Annotated in this window: 12 protein-coding genes; 7 read left to right on the top strand and 5 right to left on the bottom strand. The window is 73.2% G+C overall.

From position 1 onward, the window contains the following. Positions 1 to 14: 14 nt before the first annotated feature. Positions 15 to 1,193 (bottom strand): saccharopine dehydrogenase family protein, encoded by a 1,179-nt coding sequence (locus ACZ4VF_RS03385; protein ID WP_467922854.1) that lies wholly within the window; start codon positions 1,191 to 1,193, stop codon positions 15 to 17. A 329-nt stretch (positions 1,194 to 1,522) separates the two neighbouring features. On the opposite strand from ACZ4VF_RS03385, the gene ACZ4VF_RS03380 reads away from it, so the two are divergent. Genes ACZ4VF_RS03380 through ACZ4VF_RS03370 form a run of 3 tightly spaced genes read left to right on the top strand, consistent with a single transcriptional unit; the run spans position 1,523 to position 6,198 of the window. Beyond that, on the top strand, positions 1,523 to 2,692 hold the full coding sequence (locus tag ACZ4VF_RS03380) for a CaiB/BaiF CoA transferase family protein (protein WP_467922853.1): 1,170 nt from the start codon (positions 1,523 to 1,525) through the stop codon (positions 2,690 to 2,692). Between the two features lie 42 nt (positions 2,693 to 2,734). Beyond that, positions 2,735 to 3,949, top strand: a complete 1,215-nt coding sequence (locus ACZ4VF_RS03375) for an acetyl-CoA C-acetyltransferase (protein ID WP_467922852.1) — start codon at positions 2,735 to 2,737, stop codon at positions 3,947 to 3,949. Between the two features lie 47 nt (positions 3,950 to 3,996). After that, a complete protein-coding gene (locus tag ACZ4VF_RS03370; protein WP_467922851.1) occupies positions 3,997 to 6,198 on the top strand; it encodes a 3-hydroxyacyl-CoA dehydrogenase NAD-binding domain-containing protein in 2,202 nt (733 codons plus the stop codon). On the opposite strand, the gene ACZ4VF_RS03365 is transcribed toward ACZ4VF_RS03370, so the two are convergent. Then, positions 6,184 to 6,891, bottom strand: a complete 708-nt coding sequence (locus tag ACZ4VF_RS03365; RefSeq protein ID WP_467922850.1) for a MerR family transcriptional regulator — start codon at positions 6,889 to 6,891, stop codon at positions 6,184 to 6,186. The genes ACZ4VF_RS03370 and ACZ4VF_RS03365 overlap by 15 nt on opposite strands. 220 nt (positions 6,892 to 7,111) lie before the next feature. On the opposite strand from ACZ4VF_RS03365, the gene ACZ4VF_RS03360 reads away from it, so the two are divergent. Together ACZ4VF_RS03360 and ACZ4VF_RS03355 are read left to right on the top strand one after the other, a co-directional pair. Next, positions 7,112 to 8,578: an amino acid permease gene (locus ACZ4VF_RS03360; protein ID WP_467922849.1), complete on the top strand. Its 1,467-nt coding sequence runs from the start codon at positions 7,112 to 7,114 to the stop codon at positions 8,576 to 8,578. A gap of 290 nt (positions 8,579 to 8,868) precedes the next feature. Beyond that, a complete protein-coding gene (locus ACZ4VF_RS03355; RefSeq protein WP_467922848.1) occupies positions 8,869 to 9,786 on the top strand; it encodes an adenosine kinase in 918 nt (305 codons plus the stop codon). A 70-nt stretch (positions 9,787 to 9,856) separates the two neighbouring features. Here ACZ4VF_RS03355 and ACZ4VF_RS03350 read toward each other — a convergent pair whose 3' ends face one another. Beyond that, positions 9,857 to 11,344, bottom strand: coding sequence for a M1 family metallopeptidase (locus ACZ4VF_RS03350; RefSeq protein ID WP_467922847.1), 1,488 nt, complete (start codon positions 11,342 to 11,344; stop codon positions 9,857 to 9,859). Positions 11,345 to 11,521: 177 nt separating this feature from the next. Between ACZ4VF_RS03350 and ACZ4VF_RS03345 the strand changes: the two genes are divergently transcribed. Beyond that, positions 11,522 to 13,537, top strand: coding sequence for a Xaa-Pro dipeptidyl-peptidase (locus tag ACZ4VF_RS03345; RefSeq protein WP_467922846.1), 2,016 nt, complete (start codon positions 11,522 to 11,524; stop codon positions 13,535 to 13,537). A gap of 151 nt (positions 13,538 to 13,688) precedes the next feature. Here ACZ4VF_RS03345 and ACZ4VF_RS03340 read toward each other — a convergent pair whose 3' ends face one another. After that, positions 13,689 to 14,603, bottom strand: a complete 915-nt coding sequence (locus ACZ4VF_RS03340; RefSeq protein ID WP_467923761.1) for an FAD-dependent oxidoreductase — start codon at positions 14,601 to 14,603, stop codon at positions 13,689 to 13,691. A gap of 89 nt (positions 14,604 to 14,692) precedes the next feature. Here ACZ4VF_RS03340 and ACZ4VF_RS03335 point away from each other — a divergent pair, with 89 nt between their 5' ends. After that, on the top strand, positions 14,693 to 16,333 hold the full coding sequence (locus tag ACZ4VF_RS03335; protein WP_467922844.1) for an ABC-F family ATP-binding cassette domain-containing protein: 1,641 nt from the start codon (positions 14,693 to 14,695) through the stop codon (positions 16,331 to 16,333). On the opposite strand, the gene ACZ4VF_RS03330 is transcribed toward ACZ4VF_RS03335, so the two are convergent. Then, complete coding sequence (locus tag ACZ4VF_RS03330; RefSeq protein WP_467922843.1) at positions 16,330 to 16,905, bottom strand: DinB family protein; 576 nt, start codon at positions 16,903 to 16,905, stop codon at positions 16,330 to 16,332. The genes ACZ4VF_RS03335 and ACZ4VF_RS03330 overlap by 4 nt on opposite strands. Positions 16,906 to 17,065 lie beyond the last annotated feature (160 nt).

Genomic DNA, 17,065 nt, shown 5'->3' with positions numbered 1-17,065 from the left:
CGGGCGGGCGCCGGTCAGCGGCGCGCCGCCACCCGGAAGGTGATCCCCGCGGCGCGCAGCCGGTCGGTCAGGGCGTCGCCCATCGCCTGCGCCGTGGTGACCTGCCCGGCCGTCGGCGGAAGGTCGTCGAAGGCCAGGCACAGGGCCGCCTCGGCGAACATCTTCGCCGTCTCGTCGTAGCCCGGGTCGCCGCCCGCGACCTCGGTGCACACCCGCCGTCCGCCGCCCTCGCCGACGAAACGCACGGTGAACCAGCTCCTCGCCCGCTTCTCCGCGCTCGGTCCGTCGCCCGGCTTGAGCCGGTCCGACAGCCAGCGCCGCGCGGGCGGCAGCTGGGCCGCGGCCGCCGCCGCGCCGACCGCCGCGATCCCGCCGAGGGCGACCGGCAGGCGGCGCACGGCGGCGTGGTGCCGGTACCGGAAGTCCGGGCCGTACCGCTCCAGCGCCCGCGCCGAACGGCGCACGATCTGCGGATCCAGGGTGGGCAGCGGCAGCGCCCACGCGCCGACCTCCCCGGCGAACCGCGGCCCGCCCGCCACGGCCCGCACGCGGCGGCCCGGCAGCCGCGGCTCGTACCGGGCCCGCTCGCGCGCGGCGGCCAGCATCCGCCGTCCGCGGGCCACCTGGGTCAGCGCGGAGGCGAGGGTGCCGCCGGAGAACGCCGCGTCGACGGTCACGTAGCCGTCCACGGTCAGCGGCACGCCCTCGGGGAGCTGCCCGACCGTGAAGTACACGCCCAGGTCGTGCGGGACGGAGTCGAAACCGCAGGCGTGCACCAGGCGGGCGCCCGTCTCACGCGCGCGTGCGTCGTGCCGGACGTACATCAGGTCCACGAACTCCGGCTCGCCGGTGAGGTCCAGATAGTCGGCCCCGGTGTCGGCGCAGGCGGCGACGAGTTCCTCGCCGTACCGCACGTACGGCCCCACGGTCGTGGCGACCACGCGCGCGTGCTCGGCGAGGGCGCGCAGGGTGGCCGGTTCGGCCACGTCCGCGCGCAGCACACCGACGTCCGCGCCGCCGGGCAGGCTCTCGCGCAGCCGTTCCAGCCGCCCGGGGTCGCGTCCGGCCACCGCCCAGCGCAGGTCCCGCGGCGCGTGCGCGGCGAGATAACGGGCCGTGAGCGTGCCGACGAAGCCGGTGGCCCCGAAGAGAACGAGGTCGTAGGGACGGTCCGTCCTGCTCATCCTGCTCATGACACCCCTTGGTACGTGCGGTGCGCGGCCCGTCGCGCAGCCGCGCCGCTGTGGGTGGCCGAGGCTAGCGTGAGGAGAGCGGGGCCCGACGACCAGCCCGGAGGCAGCGGTGGCCGTAGGCAGGAATGCCGTGAGGAAGCGGGAGAAAGCACACGCGGGGCGCACGGTCCGCGCCGCGCCGGCGGCCGGGGATCACTCGGTCGGGTGATACTCGGCGCTCCGGGCACTTGGCTAAGCGCTTGCTCGTTCAGGTCTTGTGTCCGGTGGAACGCGTTCTTAGCATCACCGGTGTTACATCAGTGCTGTCACACAGGCCTGGGGGCTGGACGATGACAACGGCAGGGACACCGCCGACGCCGGGCGACGGCCCGCTCTCGGGCGTGCGCGTGGTCGAGCTGGCCGGCATCGGGCCGGGCCCGTTCGCCGCCATGCTCCTGGCCGACCTGGGGGCCGACGTGGTCCGGGTGGACCGCCCGGGCGGCACGGACCTCGCCGTCCCCCCGGCCCAGGACGTGACCAACCGCAACAAACGCTCGGTCGTGGTCGACCTGAAGGCACCGGACGGCCCCGCCCGCGTCCTGGACCTCGCCGAGCGCGCCGACATCCTCGTCGAGGGCTACCGCCCGGGCGTCGCCGAGCGGCTCGGCATCGGCCCCGCCGACTGCCACGCCCGCAACCCCCGCCTGGTCTACGGCCGGATGACCGGCTGGGGGCAGGACGGCCCGCTCGCCCAGCGCGCCGGCCACGACGTCGCCTACATCGCGCTCACCGGCACCCTCGGCATGATCGGCCGCCCCGACGAGCCCCCGGCGGTCCCCGCCAACCTCCTGGGGGACTACGCGGGCGGCTCCCTCTACCTGGTCGTCGGCGTCCTCGCCGCCCTGCACCACGCGCGCGCGACCGGCACCGGCCAGGTGGTCGACGCGGCCATCGTGGACGGCACCGCCCACCTGTCCACGATGATCCACGGCATGCTCGCCGCCGGCGGCTGGCAGGACCGCCGCGCCGCCAACCTCCTGGACGGCGGCTGCCCCTACTACGGCACCTACGAGACCGCCGACGGCCGGCACATGGCGGTGGGCGCCCTGGAAGGCAAGTTCTACACGGAGTTCCTGCACCTGCTCGGCCTGGACGACCTCGCCTCCGCCCGCAAGGACTGGACCCGCTGGGACGAGCTGCGCGACCGGATCGCCGCCGCCTTCAAGTCCCGCACCCGCGACGAGTGGACGGCCGTCTTCGAGGGCTCCGACGCCTGCGTGGCCCCCGTGCTGAGCCTGCGGGAGGCCCCCGCCCACCCGCACCTGGCCGCCCGCGGCACCTTCACCGACCACGGCGGCATCACCCAGCCCGCCCCCGCCCCCCGCTTCTCCGTCACCCCCACCGCCATCCGCACCGGCCCCGCCCTGCCCGGCGCGGACACGGCGGCGGTCGCCCGGGACTGGGGGACACCGGCGCACCCGACCGACGACCCCGACGACCTGGTCACCGACGGCGGCTGACCCCGCCCACCCGCTCGGCCCACCCTCCCGAAAGGCACCCCAGTGAGCACCGAAGCGTACGTGTACGACGCGATCCGCACCCCGCGCGGCCGCGGCAAGGCGAACGGCGCCCTGCACGGCACGAAGCCCATCGACCTGGTCGTCGGCCTCATCCACGAGATCCGCGACCGCTTTCCCGGCCTCGACCCGGCCGCGATCGACGACATCGTGCTCGGTGTCGTCGGCCCCGTCGGCGACCAGGGCTCCGACATCGCCCGGATCGCCGCCATCGCCGCCGGACTGCCGGACACGGTCGCGGGCGTGCAGGAGAACCGCTTCTGTGCCTCCGGCCTGGAGGCCGTCAACCTGGCCGCCGCCAAGGTGCGCTCGGGCTGGGAGGACCTGGTCCTCGCGGGCGGTGTCGAGTCCATGTCCCGCGTCCCCATGGCCTCGGACGGCGGCGCCTGGTTCAACGACCCGATGACCAACCTCGCCGTCAACTTCGTGCCGCAGGGCATCGGCGCCGACCTGATCGCCACCATCGAGGGATTCTCCCGCCGGGACGTGGACGAGTACGCGGCCCTGTCCCAGGAGCGTGCCGCCACCGCCTGGAAGGAGGGCCGCTTCGACCGCTCGGTGGTCCCCGTCAGGGACCGCAACGGCCTGGTCGTCCTCGACCACGACGAGCACCTGCGCCCCGGCACCACCGCCGACTCCCTCGCCAAGCTGAAGCCGTCCTTCGCGGACATCGGCGACCTGGGCGGCTTCGACGCGGTCGCGCTGCAGAAGTACCACTGGGTGGAGAAGATCGACCACGTCCACCACGCGGGCAACTCCTCCGGCATCGTGGACGGCGCCTCGCTCGTCGCGATCGGCTCCAGGGAGGTCGGCGAGCGCCACGGACTCACCCCGCGCGCGCGGATCGTCTCCGCGGCCGTCTCCGGCTCCGAGCCGACCATCATGCTGACCGGCCCCGCCCCCGCCACCCGCAAGGCCCTGGCGAAGGCCGGCCTCACCATCGACGACATCGACCTGGTCGAGATCAACGAGGCGTTCGCGGCGGTCGTGCTGCGCTTCGTGAAGGACATGGGCCTCAGCCTGGACAAGGTCAACGTCAACGGCGGCGCCATCGCCCTCGGCCACCCGCTCGGCGCCACCGGCGCCATGATCCTCGGCTCGCTCATCGACGAGCTGGAGCGCCAGGACAAGCGCTACGGCCTCGCCACGCTGTGCGTCGGCGGCGGCATGGGCATCGCCACCATCGTCGAGCGCATCTGAACTCCCCGCGGACCAAGCGACCGCCGACCTCAACGGAGACGACTGTCATGACCGAGAGCACCACCATCCGCTGGGAGCAGGACGACACCGGTGTCGTCACCCTCGTCCTGGACGACCCGAACCAGTCCGCGAACACCATGAACCAGGCGTTCCGCGACTCCCTCGCCGTGATCACCGACCGGCTGGAGGCCGAGCGGGACTCGATCCGCGGTGTCATCCTCACCTCGGCGAAGAAGACCTTCTTCGCCGGCGGTGACCTGCGCGACCTGATCCGGGTCACGCCCGAGACCGCACAGGAGCTGCTCGACGGCGGACTCGCCATCAAGCGGAACCTGCGCCGCATCGAGACCCTCGGCAAGCCGGTCGTCGCCGCCATCAACGGCGCGGCCCTCGGCGGCGGTTTCGAACTGGCCCTCGCCTGCCACCACCGGGTCGCCCTGGACACCCCCGGCACCAAGATCGGATGCCCCGAGGTCACCCTCGGTCTGCTCCCCGGCGGCGGCGGTGTCGTCCGCACCGTCCGGCTGCTGGGCATCGCGGACGCCCTGCTGAAGGTGCTTCTCCAGGGCCAGCAGTACAACGCGCGGCGCGCCCGGGAGAACGGCCTCGTCCACGAGGTCGCCGCCACCTCCGAGGAACTCCTCGCCAAGGCCCGCGCGTTCATCGACGCCCACCCCGAGTCCCAGCAGCCCTGGGACAAGCCGGGCTACCGGATCCCCGGCGGCACCCCGGCCAACCCGAAGTTCGCCGCGAACCTGCCCGCCTTCCCGGCCAGCCTGCGCAAGCAGACCAACGGCGCCCCCTACCCGGCGCCGCGCAACATCCTCGCCGCCGCCGTCGAGGGCTCCCAGGTCGACTTCGAGACCGCCCAGGTCATCGAGGCCCGCTACTTCGTGGAGCTGGCCGCCGGACAGACCTCGAAGAACATGATCCAGGCGTTCTTCTTCGACCTCCAGGCGGTCAACTCCGGCGCCAACCGCCCGAAGGGCGTCGAGCCCCGCCAGGTCCGCAGGGTCGCCGTCCTCGGCGCCGGGATGATGGGCGCCGGCATCGCCTACGCGTGCGCCCGCGCGGGCATCGACGTCGTCCTCAAGGACGTCTCCCTGGAGGCGGCCGTCAAGGGCAAGGGCTACTCGGAGAAGCTGTGCGCCAAGGCCGTCGCCAGGGGCCGCACCAGCCAGGAGAAGGCGGACGCGCTGCTGGCCCGGATCACCCCCACGGCCGAGGCCGCCGACCTCGCGGGCTGTGACGCGGTCATCGAGGCCGTCTTCGAGGACACCGCCCTCAAGCACAAGGTGTTCCAGGAGATCGAGCAGGTCGTCGCCCCCGACGCGCTGCTGTGCTCCAACACCTCCACGCTGCCCATCACCACGCTCGCCGAGGGCGTGCAGCGCCAGACCGACTTCATCGGGCTGCACTTCTTCTCGCCGGTCGACAAGATGCCGCTGGTCGAGATCATCAGGGGCGAGCGCACCGGAGACGAGGCGCTCGCGCGCGCCTTCGACCTGGTCCGGCAGATCAACAAGACGCCGATCGTCGTCAACGACTCGCGCGGCTTCTTCACCTCCCGGGTGATCGGCCACTTCATCAACGAGGGCGTCGCCATGGTCGGCGAGGGCGTCGAGCCCGCCTCCGTCGAGCAGGCCGCCGCGCAGGCCGGCTACCCGGCGAAGGTGCTCTCCCTCATGGACGAGCTGACCCTCACCCTGCCCCGCAAGATCCGGAACGAGACCAGGCGGGCCGTGGAGGAGTCCGGCGGCACCTGGACGGCGCACCCGGCGGAGGCGGTCATCGACCGCATGGTGGACGAGTTCGGCCGCACCGGCCGCAGCGGCGGCGCCGGCTTCTACGACTACACCGAGGACGGGAAGCGGGCCGGGCTCTGGCCGGGACTGCGCGAGCACTTCACGAAGCCCGGGTACGAGATCCCGTTCCGGGACATGCAGGAGCGCATGCTCTTCGCCGAGGCGCTCGACACCGTGCGCCTGCTGGAGGAGGGCGTCCTCACCTCCGTCGCCGACGCCAACATCGGCTCGATCCTCGGCATCGGCTTCCCCGGCTGGACCGGCGGTGTGCTCCAGTACATCAACGGCTACGAAGGGGGCCTGCCCGGATTCGTGGCCCGCGCGCGCGAGCTGGCCGAGCGGTACGGCGAGCGGTTCGCCCCGCCCGCCCTGCTCGTGGCGAAGGCGGAGAAGACGGAGAAGGGGGAGAGGGGAGAGCCGTTCAGCGACTCAGTCCGCTCCTGAACCGCCGAGCCACTCGCCCAGCTCCTCCCGCAGCGAGCGCTGGAAGGTGGTCAGCAGCGCCTGCACCACCAGGGGGTGCATGTGCGCCGACAGGGACCTGACGTCCCTGGCGTCCCGCTCCTCCACCTCGCCGCGGAAGAGCCGGGAAAGTTCGTGGGCCGCGGCGCGCGAGTGCTCCACGAGCACCTTGCGCGCCGCGAGGATCGCCTCCTGCGACAGCGGTACGTCCAGGAGCCGGACGCCGAGCCGCAGCAGCCCGGCGTCCACCCGGAAGCCGTCCCCGCCGGCGGGCACGACGACGTTCATCGCGGCGAGCCGCTCCACGTCCTCCTCGCCGAGCGGCCGGCCCGCCCGCCGCTCCAGCTCCCGGCGCGACACCGTCTCCACCGCGTCCGGCGCCCAGGAGGCGACCACCGCGCGGTGGATGGCCAGGTCGTGCGGGGTGAGGTCCGCCGGCAGCCGACACAGGTACCGTTCGATCCCGGCCAGCGTCATGCCCTGCTGCCGCAGCTCCTCGATGAGCGCCAGGCGGGCGACGTGCCCGGGGCCGTAGTGCCCCACCCGGCGCGGACCGAGCACCGGCGGCGGGAGCAGCCCCTTGCTGCCGTAGAAACGGACGGTGCGGACGGTGACGCCCGCCCGCGCGGCCAGCTCGTCGATGGTGAGGGGCGTCTCCTCGGTACCGGTGCTCATGTGCAGCAGTATCGCTGTCTCACCAAAAGTGTGAAACCCGCCGGGAGGCCGCGGCGACCATGTGAGAAGAACCGCTCTGTGACGTGGACCACCGCGTACCGGCTGATCCCTCTGGGAAGCTGCTGCCTTGGTCTGTGCCGCAACACGAGGGTGGTGCGGGCCAAGACCTGCACGAACCCCGGACCCATGAGGTCCGGGCGCACCAGGAATGGAACCACCCGTGAGCAAGGAAGCCGTGGAATCGGCACCGGCCACCACCCACCCCCAGGTGGCCCAGACGCCCGCGGACGCGGGCGACGCCGGTTACAGCAAGGACCTCAAGGCCCGCCACGTCAACATGATCGCCATCGGTGGCGCCATCGGCACCGGACTCCTCCTGGGCGCCGGCGGCCGCCTGCACAACGCCGGACCGGCGCTCGCCCTGGCCTACCTGGTCTGCGGCGTCTTCGCTTTCTTCGTCGTCCGGGCCCTGGGCGAGCTGGTCCTGTACCGGCCGTCCTCCGGCTCCTTCGTGTCGTACGCGCGCGAGTTCCTCGGCGAGAAGGGCGCCTACGTCGCCGGCTGGATGTACTTCCTGAACTGGTCGACCACCGGCATCGCCGACATCACCGCGATCGCGCTCTACACGCACTACTGGTCGATGTTCACCAGCATTCCCCAGTGGGTGCTCGCCCTGATCGCCCTGGCGGTGGTCCTGGCCGTGAACCTGGTCTCGGTGAAGTTCTTCGGCGAGATGGAGTTCTGGTTCGCGATCATCAAGGTCGCCACCATCGTCGGCTTCATGCTGATCAGCATCTTCCTGCTCGCCACCCAGCACAAGGTCGGCGGCCACACCCCCGGTCTCGGCGTCATCAGCGACCACGGCGGACTCTTCCCGCACGGCGCCATGCCGGTCGTCCTGGTCATGCAGGGCGTGATCTTCGCCTACGCCGCCCTGGAGCTGGTCGGTGTCGCGGCCGGCGAGACCGCCGAGCCGGAGAAGGTCGTCCCGCGCGCGGTGAACTCGATCATGTGGCGTGTCGGCCTGTTCTACGTCGGCTCGGTCGTGCTGCTCGCCCTGCTGCTGCCCGGCTCGGTGTACTCCGCCGACCAGAGCCCGTTCGTGACCGTGCTGTCCAAGATCGGTGTGCCGGCGGCCGGCGACGTGATGAACCTGGTCGTGCTGACCGCCGCCATGTCCTCGCTCAACTCCGGCCTGTACTCCACCGGCCGCATCCTGCGCTCGATGGCCACGGCCGGTTCGGCGCCGAAGTTCACCGCCCGCATGAACCGCAGCCAGGTGCCCTACGGCGGCATACTGCTGACCTGCGCGGTCTGCGTGCTCGGTGTCGGCCTGAACTACCTGGTGCCCAGCCAGGCCTTCGAGATCGTGCTGAACGTCGCCTCCCTCGGCATCATCAGCACCTGGGTGATCATCATGATCTGCCACATGATCTTCGTCCGCCGGGCCCGCGCGGGCCTCGCGACCCGGCCGCACTTCCAGCTGAAGTTCAGCCCGGTCACGGAGATCGCCACGATCGTGTTCCTGTTCGTCTGCCTCGGCATGATGTGGAACGACCCGGAGGTCGGCCGGAGGACCATCCTGCTGATCCCGGTGATCGCCGTCATGCTGGTCGCCGGCTGGTTCGGCGTGCGCCGCCGGGTGTCGCAGAACACCGATCAGGAGCTGACCGAGCTGTCGAAGTAGCGGCTCGGCGCCACTGTCGGTGGCATCGCCCACGGTGGCGTCATGCCGGAGATCACACATCTCCGGGATGACGCCACCGCGCGTCGCGGTGCCGGGCGCGGTAGGCCGCCGGTGACGAGCGGCTCGGGGACCTCGACGGCGAAGTGACCGGACTCGGCGCGTCCGTGCTCATGCCCCGCATAGGCTGCGGTCTTGCGGGTGGCAGGTGGTCCCGCCTGGAGCCGTTCGTCACCGGGAGGCTCGTCGGGCGGGGGATCGCCGTGACGGTACGACCACGAGGGGGACGGCGGATGAGCGGGCGGGCGGACGCGGCCGAGGTGCTGGTGCTGGGCGGGGCCGGCGTGGACACGATCATCCACGTCCCCGAGCTGCCCCTGCCCTACGCCGACAGCTACATGATCGACTCCGGGATCCGCACGCGCGCCGGGCAGACCGGCGACTTCGTCGCCCTGGGGCTGGCCGCGCTCGGCCTGCGCACCCACCACCTCGACCTGCTCGGCGACGACCCCGAGGGCGACCTCGTCCGCGCCCTGCACCACGAGCACGGCATCGCCCTCACCGCGCTCCCGCAGCCCGCCGGGACCAAGCGGGCGGTCAACCTCGTCGGCCCGGACGGCCGCCGCCTGTCGCTCTACGACACCAGCCGCGCCCACCCCGGCGACCGCTTCCCGGAGGCCACGCTGCGCGCGCTGGCCGCCACCAGCCGGCACGTGCACGTGACGATCACCCAGCCGTGCGCCCACGCCCTGCCCGTCCTGCGGGAGACCGGCGTGCCGCTCTCCACGGACCTGCACGACTGGGACGGCGAGAACCCGTACCACGAGCCGTTCGCGTACGCGGCCGACGTCGTCTTCCTGTCGGCCGCCGCCCTCGCCGACCCCGAGCGGACCATGCGGCGCATCGCCGAGCGGGGCCGGGCGCGGACCGTCGTCGCCACCGCGGGGGCCGAGGGCGCCCATCTGCTCGCGGACGGGGAGCTGACCCGGATACCGGCGGCGGAACCGCCCGCGCCGGTGGTCGACTCCAACGGCGCGGGCGACGCCTTCGCCGCCGCGTTCCTCTACGGCCGGCTCAGCGGCGAACCGCCCGAGCGGTGCGCCCGGTACGGCGCGGTCGCGGGCGCGTACGCGTGCACCGTCCCGGCCGCCCGCGCGGACGCGATAGGCCGGGACGAGCTGCTGCGACGGGCGGCCGTGGCCGACCGCTGAGGCACCGGGGCGCCGGGACACCGAGGCGTCCCGACGCCGGTGCCCCCGGAAGGTCAGCGGCCTTCGCCGGTCAGTGCCCGTGCACCCCGTTCGTCGCCTCGATCTTCTTCCACGACTTCGGCCGTGCCACCGCCGTACCCGTCTTCACCAGCGCGCGGACCGACGGCGCGGCCGGCTTCTCCGGCTGGAACAGCCAGGTGTCGAACAGCGCGGACAGCGGCTTGCCGGACACCTGCTCGGCGTACTTCTGGAAGTCGGCCACCGAGGCGTTGCCGTACGCGTGCTCCTTCGGCCAGCCCTTCAGGACCGCGAAGAACGCGTCGTCGCCGATCTCGTTGCGCAGTGCCTGGATGGCGAGGGCACCCCGGTCGTAGACCGCGCTGCCGAACTGCTCGTCCGGACCCGGGTCACCCGGCTTCACGGTCCAGAAGGCGTCGTCGGCCGGGTGCGAGGCGTACACGTAGTCGGCGAGTTCCTGCGCGGTGCCCTCGCCCTCGTGCTCGGACCACAGCCACTGCGCGTACCGGGCGAAACCCTCGTTGATCCAGATGTCCTTCCAGCCCTTCAGCGACACGTAGTCGCCGTACCACTGGTGGGCCAGCTCGTGCACGACCACGGAGGTGTTGGAGCCGTTCGCGAACTGCCTCGGGCTGTAGTAGATCCGGGTCTGCGTCTCCAGGGCGTACCCGGTCTTGGTGTTGGGCACGTAGCCGCCCGCGGTGCTGAACGGATAGGGCCCGAAGTAGCCGCTCAGCCAGTCCACGATCTCCCCGGTGCGCTCCACGCTGGCCCGCGCGGCCCCGTCGGTGTCACCGAGGTCCTTGCTGTAGGCGTTGACGACGGGCACCCCGCCCTCGGAGGTGCCGGTGGTGATGTCGAACCTGCCGAGCGCCAGCGTGGCCAGGTAGGTGGCCTGCGGCTTGTTCTGCCGCCAGTTGTAGCGGGTCCAGCCCAGCTTCGAAGTGGCCGACTGGAGCGTGCCGTTGGAGAGGGCCTGGGTGCCGTCCGGCACGGCCACCGACACGTCGTAGGTGGCCTTGTCGGTCGGGTGGTCGTTGCTCGGGAACCACCACCAGGCGGCCTCGGGCTCGTTGGCCGCCACGCCCCCGTCGGGCGTGCGGTGCCAGGAGGTGAACCCGTAGGCGCTCTTGGCCGACGGCACCCCGCTGTAGCGGACCACCACCGTGATCCGGGTGCCCTTGGCCAGCGGGGTCTTCGGGGTGATGACCAGTTCGTGCTCGCCGGACGTGGTGAAGGACGCCTTGGCGCCGTTGACCCGGACCTCGCTCACGTCCAGCAGGAAGTCCAGGTCGAAGCGGGACAGGTCCTGGGTGGTCGTCGCCAGGATCGTCGCGGTGCCCTGCAACTCGTCCGTCTTCGGCTGGTACTGCAGCCTCAGGTCGTAGTGGGAGACGTCGTAGCCGCCATTGCCGTAGGACGGGTAGTAGGGGTCGCCGATGCCCGGTGTGCCGGGGGAGTAGCTCGCGGCCGATGCCGGGATCGCCAGCAGGACGGAGGCCGCCGCCAGTGCGCCCGGCGCGATCATTCTGCGGTGCACGTCAGCTCCAAGTCGTCAGGACTGCAAGTCCGTTCGGAGAACACTGTCCGGAGCCTATTCAGTCCCTGTGGCTCCTGACCTGTCCATGGCCACTGCTGTCACACGATCGCCATTCAGCCGACACGCGCCCCGCGAGGCCCTCTTCTGTCGGGGACTTGACAGCTGTAGCGTCCGCGCATGCCGAAACGCATGCGCTCCACGATCCGGAGAACGCTCGTGACCGCCGCCGCGGCCGCCCTGACGGCCGTCTTCATGACCCCGGCCGCGACCCAGGCCGCGCCCCGGGCCACCGCCCAGGCCGCGCCCCCCTCCACGACCCGGTCCGCGACCGGATCCACCACCCGGGCCGCGCCGCGGGAGAGCAGACCCGTCTACTCGTACGCCGACGCCGTCCGCGAGTCCGTATGGGTGGACACCGGCCTCGACGAGGACGGCGACGGCAGGACCGACCGCGTCGCCGCCGACATCGTCCGCCCCTTTGAACCGGCCCGGCAGGGCCGCAAGGTGCCGGTCATCATGGACGCCAGCCCCTACTACTCCTGCTGCGGACGCGGCAACGAGAGCCAGCGCAAGACGTACGACGCGCAGGGCCGTGTCGTCCAGATGCCGCTCTTCTACGACAACTACTTCGTGCCCCGCGGCTACGCCTTCGTCGGCGTCGACCTCGCCGGCACCAACCGCTCCGACGGCTGCGTCGACGTCGGCGGCCGCTCCGACGTCCAGTCCGCCAAAGCCGTCGTCGACTGGCTGAACGGCCGCGGCAGGGCGTACACCAGCCGGACCGGCGGCACCGCGGTGAAGGCCGGCTGGACCAACGGCCGCACCGGCATGATCGGCAAGAGCTGGGACGGCACCATCGCCAACGGCGTCGCCGCCACCGGCGTCCGGGGACTGCGGACGATCGTCCCGATCAGCGCCATCTCCTCCTGGTACGACTACTACTTCGCCAAGGGTGCCCCGCTCTACGAGGGCGGCCCCGACGAACTGGCCGGCTACGTCGAGAGCACCGACGCGCAGGCCCACTGCGCGGCCGTCCAGCGCAGGCTCGCCGAGGGCAGTCCGCGCAGCGGCGACTGGACACCGCTGTGGACCGAACGGGACTACGTCAAGGACGCGGCGAAGGTACGCGCCAGCGTGTTCCTGGTGCACGGCATGCAGGACCTCAACGTCCGCACCCGGCACGTCGGGCAGTGGTGGAACGCGCTCGCCCGCAACGGCGTGGAGCGCAAGATCTGGCTGTCCCAGACCGGTCACGTCGACCCGTTCGACTACCGGCGCGGCGCCTGGGTCGACACGCTGCACCGCTGGTTCGACCACGAACTCCTCGGCTACGACAACGGGATCGACCGCGAACCGATGGCCGACGTCGAACGCCACCCCGACCAGTGGGTCACCTCGGCCGCCTGGCCCCCGCACGGCACCGGCACCGCCGTCCTGCACCCGGCCTCCGGCAGCCGGGCCGGCGTCGGCACGCTCGGCCTGCGGCCGGCGGCGGGCACCGAGAGCTTCACGGACGACCCGGCGCTGAGCGAGACCGACTGGGCCGCGCGCCTCACCACGTCCACACCGGAGAAGGCCGGCTTCCTGACCGCCCCGCTCACCCACGGCCTGCGCCTGGCCGGCTCCTCCACGGTGACGGTCACCGCGACCCCGACGACCGCCTCCGCCCACCTGTCCGCCGTCCTGGTCGACGTCGGCCCGGACACCATCCGCGACTACGCCGACCGGGCCGAGGGCATCACCACCCTCACCGACCGCACCTGCTGGGGCGAGAGCACGGCCGGGGACAGCGCCTGCTTCAAGGAGACCCGGGCGAAGACGGCCGCCGTCGGCTACACCGTCGTCAGCCGCGGCTGGGCCGACCTCGGCCACCACGCCTGGCCGGCAGCCGGTGGCCCGCTCACCCCGGGCCGCGCGTACACCCTCACCCTGGACCTCGCGGCCACCGACCACGTCGTCCCCGCGGGGCACCGACTGGCACTGATCCTCGCCGGCACGGACAAGGACCTCATCGACCCTCCGTCCACCCGGCCGACGCTCACCGTCGACCTCTCCCGTACGACGGCGAGGCTCCCGCTGGTGGGCGGCGCCGCGGCGTTCACCCGCGCCACGGCCGGGCACGCGGCGCCCCCCGAGCCGACGGTCCTGAAGGGCGTCGCCGCTCCACGGCTGCGGCACGTGCCGGCGGACTGAAGCACCGCGTGCCTCACGGAGCCGGCGACGGCGTCCCGGCGAGGCTGGCCGCGTCCCCGTGACGGAGCCGCTTGCCGGCGCGGCCCCGCGCCCCCTGGGGGGTGCGGGGCCGCGCCCGGTTCCTCGTGGCGCCGAACCCCCGGGCGGACGGTCAGGAGGCGGGGAACGCCAGGGCGGACGCCTCTCCGGCGCAGCCCCAGGCCACCGTGATGCCGGCGCCGCCGTGGCCGTAGTTGTGGACCAGTACGCGGCCGTCCGGCAGCGGCTGCCGGTCCAGGCGCACCGCCTGGCGGGCGGGCCGCAGGCCCACCCGGTGGGCCAGCACCCGCGCGCCGGCGATCTCGGGGCGGACGGACGCGCAGCGGGCGATGATCGCCGCGGCGGTGGCCGGGTCCGGCTCCAGGGACCAGTCGTCCTCCTCGGCCGTGCCGCCCAGCAGCAGCCGGTCCGGCTGCGGGATGAAGTACGTCGAGGCGGCCGAGGAGTGGTCGACGGAGGTGTACCAGGCGGTGACGCCGGGGTTCTCCACCACGACCAGCTGCCCGCGCACCGGGCGTACCGCCGGGTCCGGCACCAGGGAGCGGGCACCGAGGCCCGTGCAGTTGACCACCACGGCGGCGGGCACGGCGGCCAGGTCGGCCACCTCGCGGACCTCCACCGCGCCTCCCGCCTTGCCGAGCCGCTCCCGCAGCCAGGCCAGATGCACCGGCATGTCGATCACCGGGAGCCGCGCCGCCAGCCCCTCGGCCACCGCCCGCAGCCCCGGCACCCGGCCCGCCCACGCGCCCAGCCCGTCCAGCCGGGTCCCGTGGTGCACGCCGTCGACCAGGCGCACCCCCGTCTCCTCCGGGCGGTCCGCCAGCTCCGCGTAGACACCGAGGGAGGCCAGCGCCCACGCACCCGCCAGGGGCTCCGGCTCGATGCGGTACGGCCACCACAGGCCGCCGGCGACCGCCGAGGTCGTCCGCTCGGCCGGTTCCCGCGCCCACACCCGCACCCGCCGCCCCGACTCGGCCAGCAGTACGGCCGTCGTCAGCCCCGCGATCCCGCCTCCGACCACGATCACTTCGTCTCTCGGCTCACTGTCCACGTCAGGACGATAGGCCCTGCGCGGTCCGCGGGCGCGTGCCCGTCGCCACTAGGATCGACGTCCTGATGACTGCCACCCTCGTTGCCAAGAACCTCGCCGCCGGACACGGCGACCGCGCCCTGTTCTCCGGGCTCGACCTGGTCGTCGCGCCCGGCGACGTGATCGGGCTGGTCGGCGCCAACGGCGCGGGCAAGTCGACCCTGCTGCGGATGCTCGCCGGCCTCACCCCGCCCGAGCAGGGCGAGCTCCGCCTCTCCCCGCCGGCCGCGACCGTCGGCCACCTCCCGCAGGAACCGGAGCGCCGGCCGGGCGAGACCGTACGGGAGTTCCTGGCCCGCCGCACCGGGGTCGCCGAGGCCCAACGGGTCATGGACGAGGCCACCCAGGCGCTGGTCGACGGCGCGCCCGGCGCCGACGACGCCTACGCCGCCGCCCTGGAGCGGTGGCTCGGCCTGGGCGGCGCCGACCTGGACGAGCGGGCCGAGGAGGTCGCCGACTCCCTCGGCCTGGCCGTCGGCCTGGACCACCCGATGACCGCCCTGTCCGGCGGCCAGGCGGCCCGGGCCGGCCTCGCCTCCCTGCTGCTGTCCCGCTACGACGTCTTCCTCCTGGACGAGCCCACCAACGACCTGGACCTCGACGGCCTGGAGCGGCTGGAGCGGTTCGTCACCGGCCTGCGCGCCGGCACGGTCGTCGTCAGCCACGACCGCGAGTTCCTCACCCGCACGGTCACCAAGGTGCTCGAGCTCGACCTCGCCCAGCGGCAGGTCAACCTCTACGGCGGCGGCTACGAGGGCTACCTGGAGGAGCGGGACGTGGCCCGCCGGCACGCCCGCGAGGAGTACGAGGAGTACGCCGACAAGAGGGCCGCGCTCCAGGACCGCGCCCAGATGCAGCGGTCCTGGATGGACAAGGGCGTGAAGAACGCCCGGCGCAAGGCCGGCAACGACAACGACAAGATCGGCCGCAAGTTCCGCAGCGAGGCCAGCGAGAAGCAGGCCGCGAAGGCCCGGCAGACCCAGCGCATGATCGAGCGCCTGGACGTGGTCGAGGAGCCGCGCAAGGAGTGGGAGCTGCGGATGGAGATCGCGTCCGCCCCGCGGTCCGGCGCGGTCGTGGCGACGCTGCGGGACGCCGAGGTGCGGCGCGGCGGCTTCCGGCTCGGACCGGTGTCGCTCCAGGTCGACTGGGCGGACCGGATCGCCGTCACCGGGGCCAACGGCGCCGGGAAGTCCACGCTGCTCGGCGTGCTCCTGGGCCGGGTCCCGCCGGACTCCGGTCACGCGGCCCTCGGCTCCGGGGTGCTCGTCGGCGAGGTCGACCAGGCCCGCGGGCTGTTCCACGGCCCCGAGACCCTGCTCGACGCCTTCTGCGCGGCCGTCCCGGACACCGAACCGGCCGAGGTCCGCACGCTGCTGGCCAAGTTCGGTCTGAAGGCCGGCCATGTGCTGCGGCCGGCGGCGACCCTCTCCCCGGGCGAGCGCACCCGCGCCGCGCTCGCCCTGCTCCAGGGCCGGGGCGTCAACCTCCTCGTCCTGGACGAGCCGACGAACCACCTCGACCTGCCGGCCATCGAACAGCTGGAGTCGGCCCTCGACGCCTACACGGGCACCCTGCTGCTGGTCACCCACGACCGGCGCATGCTGGACGCGGTCCGGGTGACCCGGCGCCTGGAGGTGGCGGACGGCAAGGTGACGGAGCGTTAGCCGAGGCGCGCGGCGGCCTCCTTCGCCGCCCGTTCGACCCGGGCGAGGTGTTCCGGGTCGTGGGGCGCCACGTTGAGGCCGTCGGGACGCTGCCCCACCGCACCGTCGACGAGTTCCCGCACGATGTCCGCGTGCCCGGCGTGCCGCTGGGTCTCGGCGACCATGTGGACCAGCACCCGGTGCAGCGTCGTGTCACCCGGCGCACCGGGTGTCCGGCCGACCGCGTCGAGGGGGAGCGCGGCGATGGTCTCGTCCGCGTGGGCGCACGCCCGCCGGTACCGGCCGACGATGTCCTCGCGGGTCTCGTCGGCCCGTGCCCACAGGTCCGTGTCCGGTTCGGCGTCGCCCGTGATCCACAGGGGTGTGCCGGGGAACGGCCGGCCGAACGTCAGGCCGAAGTACAGCGCCTCGGCGCCGGTGAGGTGCTTCACGAGGCCCAGCAGGTTGGTGCCCGTGGGGGTGAGGGGCCGCCGGATGTCGTACTCCGGCAGGCCGTCGAGCTTCCACAGCAGCACGTCACGGGCGTCCTGGAGGTACACCAGGAGGTCGGCTCTGGGATCCGGTCCGGTCATGCGACGAGTCTGACGGGCAACCGGCGCGTGTCCACCGGTTTTTCCGGGGGCGGCGGGGGGGGGGGGGGGGGGGCCCCCCCCCCCCCCCCCCCCCCCCCCCCCCCCCCCCCTCCCCCCTCCCACCCAACCCCCCCCCCCCCCCCCCCCCCCCCCCCACCCT

It is taken from the genome of Streptomyces sp. NPDC029151 (assembly GCF_055564315.1).
Note: the sequence above shows the minus strand (reverse complement) of the source record. Positions and strands in the feature narration are given on the sequence as shown.